Below are 22,168 nucleotides of genomic sequence, written 5' to 3' on the forward strand. Positions count from 1 at the left end.
ATGCAACACGTCCATTCCTACCGCCCGGCCGGCGAGGTCTTAGATCCGCCGGTCGACACCGTCACGCTGCCGTCGCACCTGCGCCATCTGCGCCGCAAGGTGCTGCACCTGTCGAACGGCGAGATGATCATGCTCGACCTGAAGGAGGCGGTGCTGTTCCACCATGGCGACCGGCTGGTGCTGGACAACGGCGACACCGTCGAGATCCAGGCGGCACCCGAGAAGCTGCTGGAGGTCAAGGGCCGCGATACGCGGCACCTGATCGAGCTCGCCTGGCACCTCGGCAACCGCCACCTGACGGCGCAGATCGAGGAAGGGCGCATCCTCGTGCCGCGTGACCACGTCATCCGCACGATGCTGGAGGGGCTTGGGGCGACGGTTGCCGACGTCGAGGCACCGTTCCAGCCGGCGCGCGGCGCCTATCACGGCCATGGCGGCCATGACCACGGGCACGACCATGGGCACGGCCACGACGATCACCATCATCACGACTGACCGGCATGGGTGAGGGGATCGATACCCGCGGGCTGCTGCGGCTGATGGCATGGCTGTCGCCGGCCTTTCCCGTCGGCGGATTCGCCTGGTCCGGCGGGCTGGAGCGGGCGGTCGCCGACCGCATGGTGACGGATGCAGGCGGCCTCTCGGCATGGCTCGCGACGTTGCTCGCGCATGGCGCGCTGTGGAACGATGCGGTTCTCTTCGCCGAAGCCTGGCGCCGGGTCGACGACGAGGCGGGGCTGGCCGATCTGGCCGATCTCGGGTTGGCGCTCGCCGGCTCGGCGGAGCGTCATGCCGAGACGCTGTCGCTCGGCCGCGCCTTCGTCTCCGCCGCCGCCGCCTGGCCGCAGGCCGTGCTGGCGCGGCTGCCGCAGGACGTTCCCTATCCGGTGGCCGCCGGCGCCATCGCCGCCGCCCATGGCGTGCCGGTGGAAGAAGCGCTCGCGGCCTACCTGCATGCCGCCCTGTCGCAGTCCGTCTCCGCCGGCATCCGGCTCGGCGTCTGCGGGCAGGCGGAAGGCGTGGTGATCCTGGCGGGGCTGGAGGAGGCGATCGCCGCAGTCTCGGCCCGCGCCGCCGCCGGCACGCTCGACGACCTCGGCGGCGCTGCGGTCCGCGCCGACATCGCCTCGCTCCGGCACGAGACGCAGCATTCGCGGCTGTTCCGGTCGTAGGGCGGCGCAACGGCATCGGCCCCTCGTCCGCCTGCCGGCACCTTCTCCCCGCGGGCGGGGAGAGGGACGGATCCGGCGACGGCGGCGACCTTGCGGGGGCGTCATTCGGATCGTGACGCAATGCCCGTGGCAGGTTCCCTCGTCTCGCTTGCGGGGAGGGTTAGGGTGAGGGCAGGAGGCTGGCGCCCGGAGGGGACGGATGATGGGCTCCGACGCTGAGAGGGGCGCAGGACAAAGCGGCACGCCCGCCATTGCGCCGCGACCCCATGACGCTATTGTTGCAATGCGAAAAATCGAAAGGACATTCCATGAAATCGGCAAACGGTCCCCTGCGCGTCGGCATCGGCGGCCCGGTGGGCTCGGGCAAGACGGCGCTGACGGAGAAGCTCTGCAAGGCGATGCGCGAGCGCTTCTCGGTCGCCGTCGTCACCAACGATATCTACACCCGCGAGGATGCCGAGGCGCTGGTGCGCATGCAGGCGCTGTCGTCGGACCGGATCGTCGGCGTCGAGACCGGCGGCTGCCCGCATACGGCGATCCGCGAGGACGCGACCATCAACCTGCAGGCGATCGCCGATCTCAACCGCCGTTTCCCCGATCTCGACGTCGTCTTCATCGAATCCGGCGGCGACAACCTGGCGGCGACGTTCTCGCCGGATCTCGCCGACATCACGATCTATGTCATCTCCACCTGCCAGGGCGAGGAGATCCCGCGCAAGGGCGGTCCCGGCATCACCCGTTCCGACCTGCTGGTGATCAACAAGAAGGACCTTGCCCCCTTCGTCGGCGCCGATCTCGACGTCATGACGCGCGATGCCGGCCGCATGCGCGAGGACAAGCCCTTCGTCTTCACCGACATGAAGCGCGGCGAGGGCGTCGAGCGCATTGTCGATTTCCTGACCATCGAGGGCGGACTGGCCTGAGGACTGCAGCCGCTTTGGCGGCGGGGGGAGAGCTTCGCTCAGTCGTGCTCGGCGAGCATCCGGTATCCGACCCCCGGTTCCGTGCGCACGATCGTCGGCTGCGTCGGGTCGCGCTCGATCTTCTGCCGCAACTGGCCGATGAAGACGCGCAGGTAGTGCAGGTCCTCGCCGTGCGCCGGTCCCCATACCGAGGTCAAAAGCGTGCGGTGGGTGACGACGCGGCCGGCGTGCCGCGCGAGCAGCGTCAGCAGGTCGTATTCCTTCGGCGTCAGGTGGATCGCCTCCTCGCCGCGCGACACCAGCCGGTGGACGGTGTCGATCGTCAGCCCGTCCGCCTGGATCAGCGGCGGCTGCAGCTCGTGCGGGCTGCGGCGGCGCAGCGCGTTGCGGATGCGGGCGGTGAGTTCGCCGATGCCGAAGGGTTTTTCGACATAGTCGTCGGCCCCGAGGTCGAGGGCGGCGATCTTCTCGCTCTCCCGGTCGCGGGCCGACAGGATCACGATCGGCAGCTCCGACCAGCCGCGCAGGCTGGTGATGACCTCCTTGCCGTCCATGTCGGGCAGGCCGAGGTCCAGCACCATCAGGTCGGGCGCCAGCGTCGCCACCGCCTTCAGCGCCTCCGCGCCGGTCGCGGCTTCGACGACATCGTAGCCGGCGGCCGAGAGCGCCGGCTTCAGGAACCTCTGGATCTGCGGCTCGTCGTCGACGACGAGGATGCGTGCGAGCGTCATGATGTCTTGCGGACCTTTTCCTGATCGACTGCGGGGAAGCGCATGACGATGCGCGTCCCCTTCTTCCGGACGGCCGGGCTCTCGGCATGGATCCGCCCGCCCATCGCCTCGACGAAACCGCGGGCGATCGACAGGCCGAGGCCCGTTCCGGGCGCGCGCCCGTCAGGCTTGCCGCGGCGGTAGAACTTCTCGAAGATCCGCTCGAGATCTTCCGTCGGTATCCCCTTGCCGAGATCGGTCACCGATATCAACACGTCCTGGCCGTCGCGCCGTGCGTAGATGTTGATCGGTTCGTTGCCGCCGTATTTGATCGCGTTGTCGAGCAGGTTGAACACCACCTGGCCGAACAGCACGCTGTCGCCCTCGATGAGCGGCAGGTCGGCGGCGATCCCCGTCTCGATCGTGCGGCCGGAGGCATGCTTTCGCGTCCGCTCCACCGCGGCATGGATGGCGTCGGCCACGTCGATCCAGTCGCGTTTCGGCTTCAGCGTGCCGGCCTCGATCCGGGTCATGTCGAGCAGGTTGGCGACGAAGCGGCTCATCCGACCGCTTTCCTCCTCGATCGACTGCAGCAGGTCGTCGCGGCTTTCCGGGCTCATCCGGTCGCCCAGCTGGCGAAGGCTGGTGACCGCGCCGGTGATGGTCGCAAGCGGCGTCCGCAGATCGTGCGAGATCGACGACAGCAGCGCCTCGCGATAGCGCTCCCCCTCGAGCCTCGCGGCCTGCAGCACGCTTTCCTCCGATAGCCGGGCGCGGTCGAGCGCGATCGCGGTCTGGTCGAGGATGGCGTTGAGGGCGCGCTCGGCATTGATGTCCAGCGGCTCGTCGGTCTGCTCGATCCCGCAGACGCCGAGCGCGCCGTGCGGGCCGAGCAGCGGGCGGAACTCGAAGCGGCTGTTCGGCAGGGTGCCGGTGCCGTGGCCGGCCGGCTCGCGCTTCTCCTGCGCCCAGCGGGCGGCCGTGACGTCGGTGACGTCGAGCTCGGTGTCTGGCGGCCAGGCCACAGCCATGCGCAGATCGGCGTTCTCGGGCAAGAGCAGGACGACGTTGCGCCGGAGGCTGGCCTGCAGCTGCGATGCGGCAAGCCAGACCGCATCGTCGGTCTTGCTGGTGCTCGAAAGCTTGCGCGAGAAATCATAGAGCGACTGCAGCGCCGTCGCGCGGATGCGCGCCACCTCGGCCTGTTCGCGGATGCGCGAGGCGAAACCGCCGGCGACGATCGCGACCGCCAGGAAGACCAGCAGCGCAAAGACCTCGTGGGGGGCGGCGATCGTGAAGGTGTGCAGTGGGTCGATGAAGAAGAAGTTGTAGGCGATCGTCGAGAGCAGCGCCGCCAGAAATGCGGACAGGTACCCGCCGGTCACCGCCGCGCCGAGGACGCCGAGCAGGAACAGCAGCGAGATGTTCGGCAGGTCGATGAAGAGGTCGATCAGCTTGCCGATCGCCGTCGTCGCGGCCACGAAGGCGACGGCGATCGCCACCGGCAGCCGGACCGCCGACAGGTTCAGCGGCGACCGCCGCTGTCGCTTCGGGCGTTCCTCGGCCCGCTCGGGCGTGACCATGTAGACCCCGAGCCCGGCCGCACGGCGCGCCAGCGCATGCGGCAGCGACCGCGAGACGAGCCGTGCGAGCCCGCTTCGCCATTTCGTTCCGATGACGATCTGGGTTGCATGCTCGCGACGCGCGAGTTTCAGGATTTCCTCGACGAAGTCGTTGCCGATAATCCGTCGCGTGTCGGCGCCGAGCTCTTCGGCCAGCCGGAAGAGCGCATCGATCCGCTGCAGCCGCTCGGAGGTCTCGACCTCGCGGTCGGCGCGCTCGACCGAGACGACGATCCAGGGAGCGTTCAGTCCCGAGGCGAGCCGGCTCGCCACGCGCACGACCTTCTCCGACAGCGCGTCCGGCCCGACGCAGACGATCAGCCGTTCGCCTGCCGCCCAGGGGCCCTCGATGGCGTTCTGCTTGAGATAGTCGACCATCTGGTCGTCGACCCGGTCGGCGGTCCGGCGCAGCGCCAGTTCGCGCAGCGCCGTCAGGTTGCCGAGCCGGAAGAACCGGTCGGCGGCCCGGCTGGCATTGTCGGGCAGATAGACCTTGCCCTCCTTCAGCCGCTCGATCAGCTCGCTCGGCGGCAGGTCGACGAGAAGCACCTCGTCGGCCCGCTTGAGGACCGTGTCGGGCACGCGCTCGCGCACGGTCACCCCGGTGATCTGGGCGACGAGGTCGGCAAGGCTCTCCAGATGCTGGATGTTCAGCGCCGTCCAGACGTCGATGCCGGCGTCGATCAGTTCCTCGATGTCCTGATAGCGCTTGGGATGACGGCTGCCGTCGGGATTCGAATGGGCCAGTTCGTCGACCAGGACGATGCGCGGCCTGCGGGCGAGCGCGGCATCGAGATCGAATTCCTCGATCATCCGGCCGCGGTGGGCGACGCGTGCACGCGGCAATACCTCGAGGCCCGACAGAAGCCCCGCCGTCTCGTCGCGCCCGTGCGTCTCCACGACGCCGACGACGATGTCGACGCCGTCGGCCTTCAGCCGGCGGGCGCGCGACAGCATCGCATAGGTTTTGCCGACGCCGGGTGCCGCACCCAGAAAAACGGTCAGCTTGCCCCGGCGATCCTTCTTCGCCAGGGCAAGCAGTGCATCCGGATCCGGCCTCAGCTTGTTGTCGCGGTCGTCTTCCGCCATTCCCTATCTCATGTCTTCAGTGCATCGAGTGCCAGGTTGAGCTCTAGCACATTCACGCGCGGTTCGCCGATCACGCCGAGCGTTCGTCCTTCGATCTGCCGTTCGACCAGACCGGCGACGTCGCCTTCGCTCAGCCCGCGGGCTTTCGCCACCCGCGCCACCTGGGCGCGGGCGAAGTCTGGCGAGATGTGCGGGTCGAGCCCGGATCCGGAGGTCGTGGCGGCGTCCGCGGGCACCGGGGCTGCGACGCCGGCGGCCTCCAGCCTCTCGATATCGCCGGCGACCCGGTCGCGCAACTTCGCGGAAGTCGTACCGAGGTTGGAGCCGGTAGAGGCCGACGCGTTGTAGGGATCGGGACCGGTCGCGGACGGCCGCGGCCAGAAATAGCGGTCGGTGGCGAAGTTCTGCCCGATCAGGGCGGAGCCGACGACGGCACCGTCCCGCGCGACCAGGCTGCCGTTGGCGGCTGCCGGCAGAACGGCCTGGGCAAGGCCGGTGACGGCGAGCGGATAGGCGAGCCCGGTGAGCGCGGTCATGGCCACGACGAGGGTGAGGGCGGGGCGAAGATGGTTCAGCATGATTACACCAGTTGCAGGGCGCTGACGGCGACGTCGATGATCTTGATGCCGGCGAACGGCAGGACGAGGCCGCCGAGGCCGTAGACGAGGAGGTTGCGGCGGAGCAGGGCGGCGGCCCCGGTCGGCCGGTAGGCGACGCCGCGCAGCGCCAGCGGGATCAGCGCCACGATGATCAGCGCGTTGAAGATGACGGCCGAGAGGATGGCCGACTGCGGCGAGGACAGCCCCATGACGTTGAGCGCGCCGAGCGCCGGGTAGGTCGCCAGGAACAGCGCCGGGATGATCGCGAAGTACTTGGCGACGTCGTTGGCGATCGAGAACGTCGTCAGCGAACCGCGGGTCATCAGCAGCTGCTTGCCGATCTCGACGATCTCGATGAGCTTGGTCGGGCTGGAATCGAGGTCGACCATGTTGGCGGCCTCGCGGGCGGCCTGGGTGCCGGTCTGCATGGCGACGCCGACATCGGCCTGGGCGAGCGCCGGCGCGTCGTTGGTGCCGTCGCCGCACATGGCGATCAGCCGGCCACCCTGCTGCTCGCGGCGGATATAGGCGAGCTTGTCCTCCGGCGTGGCCTCGGCGAGATAGTCGTCGACGCCGGCCTCCGAGGCGATCGCCGCGGCGGTGACCGGGTTGTCGCCGGTGACCATGACGGTGCGGATGCCCATGGCGCGCAGGGCCGCAAACCGCTCCTTGATGCCGGGCTTGACGATGTCCTTCAGGTGGATGACGCCGAGCAGCCGCCCGTTGTCGGTGACGGCGAGCGGGGTGCCGCCGCTGCGCGCGATCGCGTCCACGTCGCGACGGAACTCCGCCGGCGAGGTGTCCTCGGTGAGACCGGAAAAGCGCAGCACCGCATCGACCGCGCCCTTGCGCAGCCGGCGCTTGCCCTGGTCGATCCCGGACAGGCGGGTCTCGGCGGTGAATTCGATCACCGCGTCGAACGCCGCCTTCGGCATGGCGATGCCGAACTCGCCGGTGGCCAGGGCGACGATCGAGCGTCCTTCCGGCGTCTGGTCGCTGAGGCTGGCCAGCAGCGCGGCCTCGGCGAGCTCCGGCTGCGTGACGCCTGGGGCGGGCAGGAAATCGCTTGCCATGCGGTTGCCGAAGGTCACCGTCCCCGTCTTGTCGAGCAGCAGTGTGTCGACGTCGCCGGCAGCCTCCACCGCCCGGCCCGAGGTGGCGATGACGTTGAAGCGCACGAGCCGGTCCATGCCGGCGATGCCGATCGCCGACAGGAGCCCGCCGATCGTGGTGGGGATCAGGGTCACGAGCAGGGCGGCGAGCACGGTCACCGAGAGGACGGTGCCGGAATAGCCGGCGAGCCCCCAGATGGCGACGCAGACGAACAGGAAGATCAGCGTCAGGCCGGACAGCAGGATCGACAGCGCGATCTCGTTCGGCGTCTTCTGCCGCTGCGCACCCTCGATCAGTGCGATCATCCGGTCGACGAAGGAGGAGCCAGGGGCGACGGTGATCCTCACCTTGATCTCGTCGGACAGCACCTGGGTGCCGCCGGTGACGGCGGATCGGTCGCCGCCGGACTCACGGATCACCGGTGCGGATTCGCCGGTGATCGCGCTCTCGTTGACCGAGGCCACCCCCTCGATCACCTCGCCGTCGCCGGGGATCAGTTCGCCGGCTGCGACCATGACCACGTCGCCGACCTTGAGCGTCGAGGCGGGCACGGTCTCGGTGCCGCCGCCGCCCGTCAGGCGGCGGGCGACGAGCTCGGACTTCGTCTTCTTCAGGCTGTCGGCCTGGGCGCGGCCCCGACCTTCCGCGATCGCCTCGGCGAAGGTGGCGAAGAGCACGGTGAACCAGAGCCAGGCGGCGATCTGGCCGGAGAAGACGGCATCGGCCGCATTGATCGTCAGGTCGCGCAGGAACAGGAGCGTCACCAGTGCTGCCACGACCTCGGTGACGAAGATCACCGGATTGCGCAGGAGCTGCCTGGGATCGAGCTTGCGGAAGGCGTCACGCGCCGCCGGCAGCAGGATGCCGGGATCGAAAAGACCAGGAGTTTTGCGGTCCTTGTGCATGGGATGTTCCTTCAGAAGGTCTGGCCGGCCAGCATCGCCAGGTGTTCGACGATGGGGCCGAGGGCGAGTGCGGGGAAGAACTGCAGCCCGCCGAGAATGAGGATGATGCCGATCAGGAGGCCGACGAACAGCGGGCCGTCGGTGGGGAAGGTGCCTGCGGAGGCCGGGACCTTGACCTTGGCCGCGAGCGAGCCCGCGATCGCCATCACCGGGACGACATAGGCGAAGCGGCCGAGCAGCATCGCAATCCCGAGCGTGGTGTTGTACCAGGGCGTGTTGCCGGTGAGCCCGCCGAAGGCCGAGCCGTTGTTGCCGGCGGCCGAAGTATAGGCGTAGAGGATCTCCGACAGGCCGTGCGGCCCGGCCGTGCCGATGCTTGCGACCGCGGCCGGCAGCATCGCCGAGATGGCGGTGAGCCCGAGGATCACGAGCGGCAGGATCAGCACGGCGAGCACGGCATATTTCATCTCGCGGCCCTCGATCTTCTTGCCGAGGAATTCCGGCGTGCGGCCGACCATCAGGCCGGCGACGAACACCGACAGAAGCGCGAAGACGAGCATGCCGTAGAGGCCGGAGCCGACGCCGCCGGGCAGCACCTCGCCGAGCTGGATCAGAAACATCGGCACGAGCCCGCCGAGCCCGGTGAACGAGCCGTGCATGCCGTTGACGCCGCCGTCGGAAAGACCCGTGGTCACGGCCGCATAGAGCGCGGTCATCGCCTGGCCGAAGCGGACCTCCTTACCTTCCATGTTGCCGGCCGCCGGGTCGAGGCCGATCGACGTCAGGATCGGATTGCCCTGCGCCTCGGCGAAGTAGGTGACGCCGACGCCGGCGATCAGAAGCACCGCCATGGCGGCGATCAGGGCCCAGCCCTGCCTGCGGCTGCCGACCATCTGGCCGAACGTGTAGACCAGTGCGGCCGAGATCGACAGCATGGCGAAGATGTTGAGGTAGTTGGAAAAGGCCGTCGGGTTCTCGAACGGATGGGCGGCGTTGACGTTGTAGAAGCCGCCGCCGTTGGTGCCGAGCTGCTTGATCGCCTCCTGCGAGGCGACGGGACCGAGCGCGATGACCTGCTGGCCGCCTTCGAGCGTGGTCGCCGTGACGGAGGCGTCAAGCGTCTGCGGCAGGCCCATGGCGACGAAGGCGAGCGCGACGACGAAGGCGATCGGCAGGAGCACGTAGAGCGTGGCGCGGGTCATGTCGACCCAGAAGTTGCCGAGCGTTGCGACCTTCGAGCGGGCGAGCGCCCGGGTGAAGGCGATCGCCAGCGCCATGCCGGTCGCAGCCGACAGGAAGTTCTGCACGGTCAGGCCGGCCATCTGGCTGAAATGGCTGAGCGTGCTCTCGCCGCCGTAGTTCTGCCAGTTGGTGTTGGTGACGAACGAGACGGCCGTGTTGAAGGCGAGGTCCGGCGCCATGCCGGCAAAGCCCTGCGGGTTCAGCGGCAGGTAGGCCTGCAGCCTGAGGATCGCATAGAGGGCGACGAAGCCCGCGAGCGAGAAGGCGAGCATGGCGAGCGTATAGCCGAGCCAGGTCTGTTCCTTGTCCTTGCGGATGCCGCCGAGCGCGTAGAGGACGGTCTCGACCGGGGAGAGCAGGGGCGAGAGGACGGTGCGCTCGCCGGAAAAGACCCGCGCCATGTAGAGCCCCAGCGGCTTGATGGCGACGAGCGTGGCGAGAAAGAGGAGGCTGATCTGCAGCCACCCGATGATGGTCATGGGGATTCTCCCGATCGATCAGAAGCGCTCGGGCCGCAGAAGCGTGACCACGAGATAGACTGCAAGCGCGATGGCGACGAAGAGGCCGAGAAGAGGCTCGAACATGCGGGCTTCCTCACAGGCTGTCGAGGACGCGGGCATAGACGGCGAGCGCCAGGAGCGTGCCGCAGCCGAGCGCTATGAAAATGAAATCGGACATGTCCGTTCTCCTGTTGGTACAGGAGGAGGAATAGGGGATCGCGAGGTCAGATTTCGATTGAGAAGATGGAGGCGGGGCGTAAGGAAAAGATAAGGGGGGCGGAGGTAGGTCTGATCTGCAGGGGCTTCGCCGCCGGCTATCTCACGCCGGCGATCGTTCACTATCTGCATGCCGTCAACCTGCCGCTGCCGCAGGACCAGGCGGCAGCCTTCGGCGCGGTCGGCTTCCTCATCGGCGTGAGCGCCATGTGGATTTCGGACTTCGTCATCGACGCGCTCGCGCGCCGCCTCCGGCCGGGCGGCTGACATACCCCCTTGACAGAATAGATCCGGAGACTCCCGTCCGACTTTTCGTCCGACCAAACCCGGGGTCGGACGGTCGGACAAACGTCGGAAAAAAAGTCGGACGGAGAATTTTTCGCTGAAAAATCAGGTGTTTATGGTGCCCCCACCAGGACTCGAACCCGGGACCCCCTGATTACAAATCAGGTGCTCTACCAACTGAGCTATAAGGGCGCTCGGGCACGGAGTTAGCACATTCCGCCCGCCTGTAAAGGAAAAAAGCGCCGTCAGATGTCCCAGTCGGCCGTGGACGGCGTTCGCGGTATCACCTCCTTGCAGAGCTGGACCGTGCGGGGCAGGGCTTCGGCGAGGTAGTCGATGAGTGCGCGGACGGCGGGCAGCATGCCGTGGCGGGAGGTGAAGGCGGCGTGCATGCTCTGTTCGGGCGAGCTCCACTCGGGCAAAACGGGCACGAGCAGGCCGGCGCGGAAGCCGCGTTCGACGATGTTGTCGGGCAGAAGGCCGATGCCGACCCCTTCGATCGCGGCCCGCTCCAGCATGCCGAACTCCACGGAGGAGAAGACCGGATTGTGGGCGATGTCGCGCACCTCGCCGGCCGTGTTCACCAGCGTCCAGGGGGCCCGGCCCGTATGCTCCTGGATCGCGAGCGTCGGCATCGTCGACAGGTTGTCCAGCGTGATCGGCGCGTGCGCCGCGACGAAGGAGGGGCTGGCGGCCAGGAACTCGCGGGTGCTCGCGAACTTACGCACGACGACCGTCTGGTCGCCACTGTAGCTTTCCCGCACCCTGAGCGCGACGTCGATCCGCTCCTCGATCAGGTCGACCGGCCGGTTGGTCATCACGATGGCGAGCCGGATGCGCGGATAGCGCTTCAGGAACGTCGGCAGGATGTAGCCCATCATCGGCGCGAAGCCGGGCGGCATGGACAGGCGCACCGGGCCTGCCGGCTCCGACTTGGCGGCGGCGACGATCGTCTCCGCCTCGTCGACGCCGGCCAGGATCGTCTCGCAGCGCTCGTAGAAGGTCTGGCCGATGTCGGTGACCCTCAGCTTGCGGGTGGAGCGTTCCAGCAGGCGCACGCCGAGCTGTTCCTCCAGCTGCGCGACGCGCTTGGAGATCTTCGACTTCGGCACGCCGAGGGCGCCGGCGGCGGCGGTGAAACCCTTGTTCTTCACCACGGCGGCGAACAGGGCGAGATCGTTGAGGTCTTGCATGGCGGAACTCCGGAAGGCGCGTTGCTTCCCTTTATTGTTTCTCTCAGGAAACAGTCAATTGAATTTTGGCCGGCTAATCGGGCGATTGTTTTCGGGGCATATAGGTTTCACCCGAAACGCAATTCAGAGGTCCCACACAATGAACGTCCTCCACATCGACTCCGGCATCCTCGGCGACCACTCCGTCTCCCGCCGCCTGACCGCCGCGATCGCAGCCCAGATCAAGGCCGAGAACCCCGACGCCAAGATCACCTATCGCGACGTCGTCGCCGATGCGTTGCCGCATCTCACCGGCGCCCACCTGATGGCCGCCAACGCCAAGCCGGAAGATGTCGACGCCACGGTGGCCGACGACGTGGCGACGAGCGCCGCCGTCCTCGAGGAATTCCTGGCCGCCGATACCGTCATCGTCGGCGCCCCGATGTACAATTTCTCGCTGCCGAGCCAGCTGAAGGCCTGGATCGATCGCGTTGCCGTCGCCGGCAAGACCTTCCGCTACGGCGAGAACGGTCCCGAAGGCCTCGCCAAGGGCAAGAAGATCATCGTCGTCTCCACCCGCGGCGGCCACTACAGCTCCGGCCCGGCAGCGATCATGGATCACCAGGAGAGCTACCTGACCGCCGTCTTCGGCTTCCTCGGCATCACCGACGTCGAGTTCGTCCGGGCCGAGGGCCTGAACCTCAGCGCCGATTCGAAGACGACGGCGATCTCCGAAGCGGAGAAGAGCATCGCCGGCGGCCTCGGCAATCTGAAGCTGGCAAGCTGACACCCCCTGCTGCGCCCGGCATGCCTTTCTGCGTGCCGGGCGCAGCAGCGCCGGCCCGAACCCTGCCTGGGCCGGTCCGTGCGGCGTGCGGGACGATCCCGCACCGTGCCGCTCCGAAAAGACCCCGGACATGCCCGTGGTCGCTCGACACGATCGAAAAACGGCCTAAAATCGGAGGAACATGAACGGGCGACGGAGACGGCACATGCGGTCGCTGCTTCGAGTTCTGATTGTTCTTCCATTGATGTTTCTGCCGATCGCGACGGAAGCGCTCGGGAAGTGTACCTGCCGCAACCGCGACGGCAGCCGCTATGAGCAGGGGGCCATCGCCTGCCTGAACGTCGACGGCCGCAAGTATCTCGCACGCTGCGAGATGGCGCTGAACGTGCCGAACTGGAAGAAGGTGCAGGACGGCTGTCCGTTGGCCCAGAGCCCCGCGGTGCAGGGCATACCGGCGGCGTTGTGATCGCTCGCCGGTGAATGGGGCTGGGGCCGTTCCGGCTACTTCGCCAGATATTGCCGCGCCGCGTAGAGCGCAATCGCCGCCGCGTTGGAGACGTTCAGGGACTTGATCGCCCCGGGCATGTCGAGGCGGGCGAGCGCCTTGCAGGTCGCGCGTGTCTTCTGGCGCAATCCCTTGCCCTCCGACCCCAGAACCAGCGCCACCTTCTCGCCGGACAGCGTCCTTTCGAACGGCTCCGGCCCCTCCGAATCCAGCCCGACCGAATAGAAACCGAGCGCGTGCAGCTCCTCCAGCGCATCGGCCAGGTTGGTGATCTGGATATAGGGGATGAGCTCGAGCGCGCCCGAGGCGGATTTCGCCAAAACACCCGATTCGGTCGGCGAATGCCGCATCGTGGTGATCACCGCGCCGGCGCCGAAGGCGACCGCGGTGCGCAGGATCGCCCCGACATTGTGCGGGTCCGTCACCTGGTCGAGCACCAGGATCAGCGGGCTCGCCTTCAGCGCGCCGAGCCGGCGGACGGGCAGGGGCCGCGTCTCCAGCATCACGCCCTGGTGGATCGCGTCCGGCCCGAGCACCTTGTCGATGTCGGACGGCAGCACGGTCTCGACCGGATAGGGCAGGGTCGAGGGATCGGGCAGTTCCAGCCGCTGCGCGGCGTTCTTCGTCACCGAGAGCTTCACGACCTGCCGCTCGGGGTTGTCGAGCGCCGCCCGCACCGTGTGCAGCCCGTAGAGGAGGACCTGGTCGGGGGCGAGCGCCGGCGCCTTCCAGTCCTCGGCCTGCCGGTGGCGGCGGTCGGTCTTCGGCGTCGGAATCTCGCCGCGCTCGCGCCGCTGGTCGCGGTGCGCCCTGCGCAGTTTGGCGTAATGGGTGTCCTTGGCGTTCTTGCCGCCCGCATCATCTTTGCTCATGCCGCCTTATAGCGGCCGCCGCAAATTCCGCAAATCCAATGATGAAAGGCGGTGCCCCGGCGCGGGCGCATTTTTCCCAACTTTTTCCAAAGCATCGTGTTGACAGGATGAAACGGGGCGGTCATATACCCGGCGCAGATCGAAGGGGCGCCCTGCTCCGGCAGGCACACCGCTTCGGTCCGAATGCTTGGTCGCTTGATCCCGACAGAAAAATGGAGGGATGCCCGAGTGGTTAAAGGGGACGGACTGTAAATCCGTTGGCTCAGCCTACGTTGGTTCAAATCCAACTCCCTCCACCATTCTGTTGGTACGGATCGAACGCCGCGGGTATAGCTCAATGGTAGAGCAGCAGCCTTCCAAGCTGAATACGCGGGTTCGATTCCCGCTACCCGCTCCAGTTTCAGCCTTCTCCTGACCGTCCGCCTTCCTTACGCTCCGTCCGGCTTCACCCGGCGCGGCTATCGGCGTGCGCAGCGGCATAGGCGGCCCGCAGGAAGCCCTCGTAGTCGATCGTCGGCCGGGTCCAGGACACCGGACCGGACAAGGCCTCGGCCGCCAGCGCCGGGATGTCGGCGCCCGGCCGGACGAGCCGGACGAGCGGCGAGTACTGCGCCAGCCACTGGTTCTTGTGGGTCTTCACATCGTAGAGCAGGGTGGGGACGCGGCACATCGTGCTGAAGATCGCCATGTGATACCGCCCGCCGATATGCAGGCGGCAGCGCGAGAGAATCGCCGCCGCCGCTTCGATGCTGGCGGCTTCGGCAAAGATGCCGCCCTGGGCCAGCACCTGCGCCTCGAATTCGGCAAACCGGCCGGCCGCGCGGGTGAGCACGACCGGACGCAGTCCCAGCGCCTCGCAGGCGGCCAAAGCGGAACGGAAGATCGCGACGTCGTCGTCCACCTTGTTGCGCGCCCCGGTGGTGATCAGGCAGCCGTCGCGGTCGGCGACATCTTCCGGCTCGATCCGCAGGAACGCCGCATCGGGCAGGAACGTGACGCCGTGGTGGGCGGCGGAGATCTCGTCGCGGGCGGCGACGAAGCGCAACGACGTGAAGAGCCGGGCAAGATAGGCGTCGCGCTCGTCGCCATAGCCGGGGATCGTGCCGTTGACGATGGCGCAGGGCTTGCCGAGCCTGCGGGCGACGAGCACGGGCGCAAAGAACGTGGCCAGTCCTTCGAGCGATGTCTTCTCGTCGAGCGAGCCCTCGGGCTGCAGCACCACCATGTCGGCCGTCGCAATCGCCTCGAGCGCCTGCCCGCCATAGGCATGCAGCAGGCGCGCGTGCAGCGCCGCGTCGGTCGGGTCGGAAGCTATGCTCGATCCGAATTCCTCGTGGAAGGTCGAGAAGCGGAAGCCGAGCGAGGTGATCCCGGCGCCGGGAAACGTCCGCAGGATCGCATGCTTCAGCCCCTGGCTGGTCAGCCGGCAGCCGATGTTGACCCGGAAGTCGGTGTCGTTGAAGAGTGCGATCCTCGGGGAGCCCGCGGTGACGGGGCTGGCGGATGCCTCCTCCACGAAGCTCCTGTAGGTCGACCAGTACTGGGAGACGTCCCGTGTCTCGAACACCTTGCACAGCGCCAGGGCATCGTCGAACCGCTTCGCCTTGACCAGGGCGTCGACGGAGCGGCGCATCTTCGGATCGTTCTGCGGCCGCATCCTCGCCGACTTCAGCAGGTGGCGCAGGTGGCGCGCCTCGTCCCTGCCGCGGAAATGCTTGGCGAGACCCCAGTGGAAGGAAGCAAGAAGAGCGCTGATCATGGTGAGGAATGCCCCGGTTTGCGAAGTTCGGAATGCGCGATGGCGGCAGGTTGCACATGGCGCGCGCAGAGGCAAGTGGGGGACAGCAGGGCGACGGCAGCCACGGTGGCGTCAGATCCGGGCGGAGCTCATTTCGCGCAGGGCGGCGGCCAGCGCCTGCGTCGGCGGCAGGCTCCGCTTCTGCATTTCCGCCTGGAGCCAGGCGCGGTGCACCATGCGGACCTCCACCGGAACCGTCTTGAGGCCGAGCCCGATGGCGGCGGCGAGCCGGTGCTTGCCGGAGGTGTGGCGGACGAACCGGCCGTCCCGGTCGATCGCAACGCCGATATCGCGCTCGACGAAGTCCTGCCAGAACGACCGCGTGCGGCGAGGCCACAGGCGGCTTTTCAGCGCCCGCCCGACGCGGTGGCGCGGCAGGATGCCGGTGCGCTCGATATTGTCGATCAGCCCGGCATAGTAGCTGAAATAGGCGTCGAGCTTCTCCACCGTGTCGATCCGCCGGCCGTTGCGCCGCGGCGGCTGCCCGTCACCGATCTGGCGCAGGTAGGTCTGGTAGTATTGTCCGTTTCGAAAATTGTCCCGCGTCCGACAGATTTCGATGATCTCACGATGCGCGGGCGAGCGCTGCAGCGGCGACAGGCGGCCCTGCCAGTCGCCGGTGTCGACGAAGCTCTCGCCGATCCAGTGCCACCCTTCGGCGTCGTGGTACTTCTCGTCGAGCCGGTGGGTCAGGCTCCGCGGGTCGATCTCGAGGAACAGGCTGTCGCCGAAATAGGCGGCGGCCTGCCTCGGAGACACCGCCCGCCTGCTGTCCTGGGCCATTTTTGCGACGGCCCGGTCGAACCGCAGCGGGAAGGCGAACCAGGCCGCGATCGAGGGCAGGAAGAAATGCTCCAGCGCTTGCCTCACGAGCCCGGGACGGAGGTGCCGGGTCGAGGGCGGGGCGGACGTCGATGCCGGTGGCGAATGAACCGGTCCGGCCGCCTGATACCCTTCATTCCCGGCTCGGGCCGACAAAGACGGAATCATGCGGGCTTTCGTATCAGCAGAATCCATGGTGGTGAGTGTCACACGCAACCGGGCGCGCCGCAATCGACAATTTACCTGTTAAGCGGGTCGGTACGCCGGAGGACAGCGCCGCGAAGGGCGAACCACGTTGCTTCAGAACCTTCTTGAACAAACGGCGACAAACGCAGCAGTCATCTTAGAAAATCATCGACCGGATTTCTTGCCCGGCGCCGTCGTGGCGCGTGTACCAAAGTGCCGGCTTGCGGCGGCCCCCAGCCGCCGGTTGCCGATGGATTTAACGCTTGCGCATTCCTTGCGAAAGCCTTAAACGGCTGCCAAACCGGAAGGGCCGGTTAAGCCCAAAGTTCGTTCACAGGAAGAATAAACATGGCAAAAGGTAAGTTTGAGCGCACCAAGCCTCACGTAAACATCGGCACGATCGGCCACGTTGACCATGGCAAGACGTCGCTGACGGCAGCGATCACGAAGTACTTCGGCGAGTTCAAGGCGTATGACCAGATCGACGCCGCTCCGGAAGAGAAGGCGCGCGGCATCACCATTTCGACGGCGCACGTCGAATACGAGACGCCGAACCGTCACTACGCCCACGTCGACTGCCCCGGCCACGCCGACTACGTCAAGAACATGATCACCGGCGCTGCCCAGATGGACGGCGCGATCCTGGTCTGCTCGGCTGCCGACGGCCCGATGCCGCAGACCCGCGAGCACATCCTGCTGGCCCGCCAGGTCGGCGTTCCGGCGATCGTCGTGTTCCTGAACAAGGTCGACCAGGTCGACGACGCCGAGCTGCTCGAGCTCGTCGAACTGGAAGTGCGCGAACTGCTGTCGTCCTACGACTTCCCGGGCGACGACATTCCGATCGTCAAGGGCTCGGCTCTGGCCGCCCTCGAAGACAGCGACAAGAAGATCGGCGAAGACGCGATCCGCGAGCTGATGGCTGCGGTCGACTCTTACATCCCGACGCCGGAGCGTCCGATCGACCAGCCGTTCCTGATGCCGATCGAAGACGTGTTCTCGATCTCGGGCCGCGGCACCGTGGTCACGGGTCGCGTCGAGCGCGGTATCGTCAAGGTCGGTGAGGAAATCGAGATCGTCGGCATCCGTCCGACGACGAAGACGACCTGCACGGGCGTCGAGATGTTCCGCAAGCTGCTCGACCAGGGCCAGGCCGGCGACAACATCGGCGCGCTGCTGCGCGGCGTCGACCGCAACGGCGTCGAGCGTGGCCAGATCCTGTGCAAGCCGGGTTCGGTCAAGCCGCACAAGAAGTTCAAGGCCGAAGCCTACATCCTGACGAAGGAAGAAGGCGGCCGTCACACGCCGTTCTTCACCAACTACCGTCCGCAGTTCTACTTCCGCACCACGGACGTGACGGGCATCGTCACGCTGCCGGAAGGCACGGAAATGGTGATGCCGGGCGACAACGTCACGGTTGACGTCGAGCTGATCGTTCCGATCGCGATGGAAGAAAAGCTGCGCTTCGCGATCCGCGAAGGCGGCCGCACCGTCGGCGCCGGCATCGTCGCCTCGATCGTCGAGTAATCGACGACCGACGAGGCCGAAAGCTGCCGACGGCTTGAAAGTGGGGCAGATGGCGCGCCAGCGCGATCTGCCCGCGGCGCCGGCATCGTCGCCTCGATCGTCGAGTAATCTCGTCGCGGGTGAGCAATCACGCCAAGAGAATTTGGGGCCTCGCAGCAAGCTGCGGGGCCCTTTTTCTTTGCCCTCTCTATTCATGGCGACGGGCGGGCAGGGGATTTTCGCGTCTGTGGGGCGCTACGAGAGCGCGCGCCTTGCGCTATCCCCGTAGAAATTTCGCTTTTCTCTGAAAGGCGCTTGTCATCGCCGGGCAAGTTGAATAATAAGCCGCTGTCCCGCAGCGAATGCCGGCATTTGCAGGCGCAGCGAAGGGGACGAAGGGGTATAGCTCAGTTGGTAGAGCGGCGGTCTCCAAAACCGCAGGTCGGGGGTTCGAGCCCCTCTGCCCCTGCCATTCGCTTCGTCAGCGCAGGCAACATGCAGCGGCGGCGGAAGGCGACAGGGCCGGTCGGTCCAATTTCATGAAAAGCGCTTTTGCCTCTTGTGAAAAGGGGAATCGCGCTTTATGTAGGGTCAAACAGACACGCGGTGCGTGGGGCTGATCATTCGGCTTTACGCGCCGTAATGGCGTGAGCATTCAATGGCATCCAAGACGAACCCGATAGCGTTTCTGCAGCAAGTCCGCTCTGAAGCGTCCAAAGTGACTTGGCCGTCGCGGCGCGAGACGACGATCTCGACCGTGATGGTTTTCGTCATGGTATTCCTCGCTGCGATTTTCTTTTTTGCGGCGGATCAGCTCATGGGATGGCTGATCGGCCTGATCCTGAACGTCGGCGCGTAATCGGGTGGAGATCAGCATGGCTTCGCGTTGGTATATCGTTCACGCCTATTCGAATTTCGAGAAGAAGGTTGCCGAAGACATCGAGAACAAGGCTCGCCAGAAAGGGCTTGAGCACCTGTTCGAGAAGATCCTGGTGCCGACCGAGAAGGTGGTGGAAGTGCGTCGCGGCCGCAAGGTCGATGCCGAGCGCAAGTTCTTCCCCGGCTACGTCCTGGTTCGCGCGAACCTGACGGACGAGGCCTACCACCTGATCAAGAACACCCCGAAGGTGACGGGTTTCTTGGGCTCCGACAACAAGCCGGTTCCGATTCCGGACCACGAGGCCGAGCGCATTCTCGGCCAGGTCCAGGACGGGGTCGACCGGCCGAAGCCTTCGATCTCCTTCGAGATCGGCGAGCAGGTACGGGTCTCGGATGGCCCGTTCGCCTCGTTCAACGGGACGGTTCAGGACGTCGACGAGGAGCGTTCGCGCCTCAAGGTGGAGGTGTCGATCTTCGGTCGCGCCACCCCGGTCGAGCTGGAATACGCCCAGGTCGAGAAAATCTGAGCAATTGCGCCGCCGGGCTTCGATCCTGCGGCGCCTGACGAGGTCCGGCGTCTTGATGGCGCCGGGAGCGGGGTGACCCGCAATCGCGTGGAAGGGCAGGCGTCTCCCAAAGCCGGGCGCCATCGTCCGCACCACGCAACCGCAGCCGCCAGGGTCCTTTCGGGGCCTGGCAAGGATGGCCGGCAAGCCGGCCGCACCAAAGAAAAGGCAGAGAGAAATGGCTAAGAAAGTTGCAGGCCAGCTCAAGCTGCAGGTCAAGGCAGGATCGGCAAACCCGTCCCCGCCGATCGGTCCTGCGCTCGGTCAGCGTGGCATTAACATCATGGAATTCTGCAAGGCGTTCAATGCCGCCACGCAGGAAATGGAAAAGGGTATGCCGATCCCGGTCGTCATCACCTACTACCAGGACAAGTCCTTCACCTTCGTCATGAAGCAGCCGCCGGTCAGCTACTTCCTGAAGAAGGAAGCCAAGATCACCTCCGGCTCCAAGCTGCCGGGCAAGACGAAGGCTGGCTCCATCACCAAGGCTCAGGTCAAGACGATCGCCGAAGCCAAGATGAAGGATCTCAACGCAGCCGACATCGACGGCGCAATGGCCATGATCGAGGGCTCCGCCCGCGCCATGGGCCTGGAAGTGGTAGGTTAAGACAATGGCTGGCAAGCGCACCAAGAAGATCAACGAAGGTGTTGATCCCACGAAGCTCTATGCTCTCGACCTCGCCATCGGCATGGTCAAGGAGCGGGCTGTCGCCAAGTTCGACGAGACCGTCGAAGTCGCCATGAACCTCGGCGTCGATCCGCGCCATGCCGACCAGATGGTCCGCGGCGTGGTCAACCTGCCGAACGGCACCGGCCGTGACGTTCGCGTCGCCGTCTTCGCCCGCGGCGCCAAGGCTGACGAAGCCAAGGCTGCCGGCGCGGACATCGTCGGCGCCGAAGACCTGCTCGAGATCGTCCAGGGCGGCAAGATCGATTTCGATCGCTGCATCGCGACCCCGGACATGATGCCGCTCGTCGGCCGTCTCGGTAAGGTTCTCGGCCCGCGCGGCATGATGCCGAACCCGAAGGTCGGTACCGTCACCATGGACGTCACCGCCGCGGTCAAGGCTTCCAAGGGCGGCGCCGTCGAGTTCCGCGTCGAGAAGGCTGGCATCGTCCACGCCGGCATCGGCAAGGCCTCCTTCGACGCCAAGGCGCTCGAAGAGAACATCAAGGCCTTCGCTGACGCCGTCATCAAGGCCAAGCCGGCCGGCGCCAAGGGCAACTACGTCAAGCGCGTCGCGATCTCGTCCACGATGGGGCCGGGCGTCAAGATCGACCCGTCCTCGCTGACGACCGCATGATTTCGGTCCGGCCGCGTGCCGGACCGCAACAAGAATTCCCGGTCATGTCTGGCCGGGAATTTCCGGGGCAACCCGGAACTCCTGTCCGAGATTGCAGGTGGTTATGCCTTAATCACTTTGCCTGCATGAGACGGGTAAGACCTGGATTTCACCCCGCAGCGATGCGCGGAAGAATTCGGTTCGAACCTACCTTGCCTTGTGCCCCGGCCGAATGGCCGAGCGCGGGGGGACAGGATCCTCGAGCGTCGCTCGGGATCTTCGATCAAGACGATCCCTGGCGGCAAAGGCAAACCCGATGGGGACTGCGACAATCGTAGCCCCGTCAACTGGAGATAGGCAGTGGAAAGAGCGGAAAAACGCGAATTCGTCACGGAGCTGAACGAAGTCTTCAAGGCTTCCGGTTCGGTTGTCGTGGCCCGCTATGCCGGTATCACCGTTGCGCAGATGAACGATCTTCGTACGAAGATGCGTGCTGCCGGCGGAACCGTCAAAGTCGCGAAGAACCGCCTGGCCAAGATTGCCCTTCAGGGTACGGAGTCGGAGGGGATGTCTGGTCTCTTCCAGGGTCAGACGCTCATTGCATACAGCAATGACCCGATGATCGCTCCGAAGGTTGCCATGGACTTCGCCAAGACCAACGACAAGCTCGTTGTCCTCGGCGGCGCCATGGGCTCGACCACGCTCGACGCCGAAGCAGTCAAGTCGCTTGCGACCCTGCCTTCGCTCGACGAGCTTCGCGCAAAGCTCCTGGGCCTGCTTGCAGCCCCGGCCACGCGCGTCGCTACGGTCACGGCCGCACCGGCAAGCCAGCTTGCCCGCGTGTTCGCAGCCTACGCCAAGAAGGACGAAGCCGCTTGAGGCGGTTTTTCGCTGTAAATCAAACAACCCAGTTCGAACCGAACAAAAGGAACTATCAAAATGGCTGATCTCGCAAAGATCGTTGAAGACCTCTCTGCTCTCACCGTCCTGGAAGCTGCTGAGCTTTCCAAGATGCTCGAAGAGAAGTGGGGCGTTTCGGCTGCTGCTCCGGTAGCTGTTGCTGCTGCCGGCGGCGCTGCTGGCGGTGCTGCTGCCGCTGCTGAAGAAGAAAAGACCGAGTTCGACGTCATCCTCGCTGATGCCGGCGCGAACAAGATCAACGTCATCAAGGAAGTCCGCGCCATCACCGGCCTCGGCCTCAAGGAAGCCAAGGACCTCGTCGAAGGCGCTCCGAAGGCTGTCAAGGAAGGCGTTTCCAAGGCTGAAGCCGCTGACCTCAAGAAGAAGCTTGAGGAAGCCGGCGCCAAGGTCGACGTCAAGTAATATCGGAATGCGCCGGGGGAGGGATCTCCCTCTCCCGGTCATTTCCTCCGGAACTGATTACCCAAGAGCCGCAAAAACGGCTCTTGGGTAATGGGT

At 66.2% G+C, this 22,168-nt stretch carries 23 protein-coding genes and 4 tRNA genes; 16 read left to right on the forward strand and 11 right to left on the reverse strand.

The window, feature by feature from the left end; genetic code table 11:
* The 3 genes from ureE to ureG all read left to right on the forward strand — a co-directional run bounded on the left by ureE (position 1) and on the right by ureG (position 2,095).
* The gene (ureE, locus tag P0086_RS20410) at positions 1 to 495 is read left to right on the forward strand and encodes an urease accessory protein UreE (RefSeq protein WP_275788933.1); all 495 of its coding nucleotides are present in this window, start codon (positions 1 to 3) and stop codon (positions 493 to 495) included.
* Positions 496 to 500: 5 nt separating this feature from the next.
* Positions 501 to 1,172: an urease accessory protein UreF gene (locus P0086_RS20415; RefSeq protein ID WP_275788936.1), complete on the forward strand. Its 672-nt coding sequence runs from the start codon at positions 501 to 503 to the stop codon at positions 1,170 to 1,172.
* A gap of 308 nt (positions 1,173 to 1,480) precedes the next feature.
* Positions 1,481 to 2,095: an urease accessory protein UreG gene (gene ureG / locus P0086_RS20420; RefSeq protein ID WP_112599709.1), complete on the forward strand. Its 615-nt coding sequence runs from the start codon at positions 1,481 to 1,483 to the stop codon at positions 2,093 to 2,095.
* A gap of 38 nt (positions 2,096 to 2,133) precedes the next feature.
* Here ureG and P0086_RS20425 read toward each other — a convergent pair whose 3' ends face one another.
* The 6 genes from P0086_RS20425 to kdpF are packed head-to-tail and all read right to left on the reverse strand — an operon-like array spanning position 2,134 to position 9,995.
* A complete protein-coding gene (locus P0086_RS20425; RefSeq protein WP_148150011.1) occupies positions 2,134 to 2,826 on the reverse strand; it encodes a response regulator in 693 nt (230 codons plus the stop codon).
* Positions 2,823 to 5,516 (reverse strand): sensor histidine kinase KdpD, encoded by a 2,694-nt coding sequence (locus P0086_RS20430; protein ID WP_275788939.1) that lies wholly within the window; start codon positions 5,514 to 5,516, stop codon positions 2,823 to 2,825. The genes P0086_RS20425 and P0086_RS20430 overlap by 4 nt, the downstream gene beginning before the upstream one ends.
* Positions 5,517 to 5,524: 8 nt before the next feature.
* The gene (gene kdpC / locus P0086_RS20435) at positions 5,525 to 6,094 is read right to left on the reverse strand and encodes a potassium-transporting ATPase subunit KdpC (RefSeq protein WP_112616312.1); all 570 of its coding nucleotides are present in this window, start codon (positions 6,092 to 6,094) and stop codon (positions 5,525 to 5,527) included.
* 2 nt (positions 6,095 to 6,096) lie between these two features.
* Positions 6,097 to 8,133 carry a potassium-transporting ATPase subunit KdpB gene (gene kdpB, locus P0086_RS20440; RefSeq protein ID WP_275788942.1) on the reverse strand — a complete coding sequence of 679 codons (2,037 nt, stop codon included), beginning with the start codon at positions 8,131 to 8,133 and terminating at the stop codon, positions 6,097 to 6,099.
* Positions 8,134 to 8,144: 11 nt separating this feature from the next.
* On the reverse strand, positions 8,145 to 9,854 hold the full coding sequence (kdpA, locus tag P0086_RS20445; protein ID WP_275788945.1) for a potassium-transporting ATPase subunit KdpA: 1,710 nt from the start codon (positions 9,852 to 9,854) through the stop codon (positions 8,145 to 8,147).
* Between the two features lie 18 nt (positions 9,855 to 9,872).
* Positions 9,873 to 9,995, reverse strand: coding sequence for a K(+)-transporting ATPase subunit F (kdpF, locus tag P0086_RS20450; RefSeq protein ID WP_275788947.1), 123 nt, complete (start codon positions 9,993 to 9,995; stop codon positions 9,873 to 9,875).
* Positions 9,996 to 10,118: 123 nt separating this feature from the next.
* Here kdpF and P0086_RS20455 point away from each other — a divergent pair, with 123 nt between their 5' ends.
* The gene (locus tag P0086_RS20455) at positions 10,119 to 10,358 is read left to right on the forward strand and encodes a hypothetical protein (protein ID WP_275788949.1); all 240 of its coding nucleotides are present in this window, start codon (positions 10,119 to 10,121) and stop codon (positions 10,356 to 10,358) included.
* A gap of 134 nt (positions 10,359 to 10,492) precedes the next feature.
* Here the strand turns inward: P0086_RS20455 and P0086_RS20460 are convergent.
* Positions 10,493 to 10,568 (reverse strand) — tRNA-Thr (locus P0086_RS20460).
* Positions 10,569 to 10,621: 53 nt separating this feature from the next.
* Positions 10,622 to 11,569 (reverse strand): LysR family transcriptional regulator, encoded by a 948-nt coding sequence (locus P0086_RS20465; RefSeq protein WP_275788951.1) that lies wholly within the window; start codon positions 11,567 to 11,569, stop codon positions 10,622 to 10,624.
* 139 nt (positions 11,570 to 11,708) lie between these two features.
* On the opposite strand from P0086_RS20465, the gene P0086_RS20470 reads away from it, so the two are divergent.
* Together P0086_RS20470 and P0086_RS20475 are read left to right on the forward strand one after the other, a co-directional pair.
* Positions 11,709 to 12,335 (forward strand): FMN-dependent NADH-azoreductase, encoded by a 627-nt coding sequence (locus tag P0086_RS20470; protein ID WP_112611635.1) that lies wholly within the window; start codon positions 11,709 to 11,711, stop codon positions 12,333 to 12,335.
* 205 nt (positions 12,336 to 12,540) lie between these two features.
* Positions 12,541 to 12,801: a hypothetical protein gene (locus P0086_RS20475; RefSeq protein WP_275788954.1), complete on the forward strand. Its 261-nt coding sequence runs from the start codon at positions 12,541 to 12,543 to the stop codon at positions 12,799 to 12,801.
* 35 nt (positions 12,802 to 12,836) lie between these two features.
* Here the strand turns inward: P0086_RS20475 and P0086_RS20480 are convergent, their stop codons facing one another.
* The gene (locus P0086_RS20480) at positions 12,837 to 13,712 is read right to left on the reverse strand and encodes an RNA methyltransferase (protein ID WP_275788956.1); all 876 of its coding nucleotides are present in this window, start codon (positions 13,710 to 13,712) and stop codon (positions 12,837 to 12,839) included.
* 214 nt (positions 13,713 to 13,926) lie between these two features.
* On the opposite strand from P0086_RS20480, the gene P0086_RS20485 reads away from it, so the two are divergent.
* Positions 13,927 to 14,011, forward strand: a tRNA-Tyr gene (locus tag P0086_RS20485).
* A gap of 24 nt (positions 14,012 to 14,035) precedes the next feature.
* Positions 14,036 to 14,109, forward strand: a tRNA-Gly gene (locus P0086_RS20490).
* Between the two features lie 48 nt (positions 14,110 to 14,157).
* Here the strand turns inward: P0086_RS20490 and P0086_RS20495 are convergent.
* Together P0086_RS20495 and P0086_RS20500 are read right to left on the reverse strand one after the other, a co-directional pair.
* Positions 14,158 to 15,471, reverse strand: a complete 1,314-nt coding sequence (locus tag P0086_RS20495) for a polysaccharide pyruvyl transferase family protein (RefSeq protein WP_275788958.1) — start codon at positions 15,469 to 15,471, stop codon at positions 14,158 to 14,160.
* A 111-nt stretch (positions 15,472 to 15,582) separates the two neighbouring features.
* Positions 15,583 to 16,380, reverse strand: coding sequence for a hypothetical protein (locus P0086_RS20500; RefSeq protein WP_275788961.1), 798 nt, complete (start codon positions 16,378 to 16,380; stop codon positions 15,583 to 15,585).
* Positions 16,381 to 16,866: 486 nt separating this feature from the next.
* On the opposite strand from P0086_RS20500, the gene tuf reads away from it, so the two are divergent.
* The 8 genes from tuf (at position 16,867) to rplL (ending at position 22,072) form a co-directional block, all read left to right on the forward strand.
* The gene (tuf, locus tag P0086_RS20505; protein ID WP_112600303.1) at positions 16,867 to 18,042 is read left to right on the forward strand and encodes an elongation factor Tu; all 1,176 of its coding nucleotides are present in this window, start codon (positions 16,867 to 16,869) and stop codon (positions 18,040 to 18,042) included.
* 375 nt (positions 18,043 to 18,417) lie between these two features.
* Positions 18,418 to 18,493: transfer RNA gene (locus P0086_RS20510), tRNA-Trp, on the forward strand.
* 186 nt (positions 18,494 to 18,679) lie between these two features.
* Entirely contained in the window at positions 18,680 to 18,880 is a 201-nt protein-coding gene (gene secE, locus P0086_RS20515) for a preprotein translocase subunit SecE (RefSeq protein WP_112600304.1), read from the forward strand.
* A gap of 16 nt (positions 18,881 to 18,896) precedes the next feature.
* Positions 18,897 to 19,427, forward strand: a complete 531-nt coding sequence (nusG, locus tag P0086_RS20520) for a transcription termination/antitermination protein NusG (RefSeq protein WP_112600305.1) — start codon at positions 18,897 to 18,899, stop codon at positions 19,425 to 19,427.
* Between the two features lie 217 nt (positions 19,428 to 19,644).
* Positions 19,645 to 20,073: a 50S ribosomal protein L11 gene (rplK, locus tag P0086_RS20525; protein ID WP_275788966.1), complete on the forward strand. Its 429-nt coding sequence runs from the start codon at positions 19,645 to 19,647 to the stop codon at positions 20,071 to 20,073.
* A gap of 4 nt (positions 20,074 to 20,077) precedes the next feature.
* Positions 20,078 to 20,770 carry a 50S ribosomal protein L1 gene (gene rplA / locus P0086_RS20530; protein WP_112600307.1) on the forward strand — a complete coding sequence of 231 codons (693 nt, stop codon included), beginning with the start codon at positions 20,078 to 20,080 and terminating at the stop codon, positions 20,768 to 20,770.
* Between the two features lie 339 nt (positions 20,771 to 21,109).
* A complete protein-coding gene (gene rplJ, locus P0086_RS20535) occupies positions 21,110 to 21,628 on the forward strand; it encodes a 50S ribosomal protein L10 (RefSeq protein WP_112600308.1) in 519 nt (172 codons plus the stop codon).
* Positions 21,629 to 21,688: 60 nt separating this feature from the next.
* A complete protein-coding gene (gene rplL, locus P0086_RS20540; protein ID WP_112600309.1) occupies positions 21,689 to 22,072 on the forward strand; it encodes a 50S ribosomal protein L7/L12 in 384 nt (127 codons plus the stop codon).
* The last annotated feature ends 96 nt before the right edge of the window (positions 22,073 to 22,168 follow it).

It is taken from the genome of Mycoplana sp. MJR14 (assembly GCF_029210525.1).
Lineage (GTDB): Bacteria > Pseudomonadota > Alphaproteobacteria > Rhizobiales > Rhizobiaceae > Mycoplana.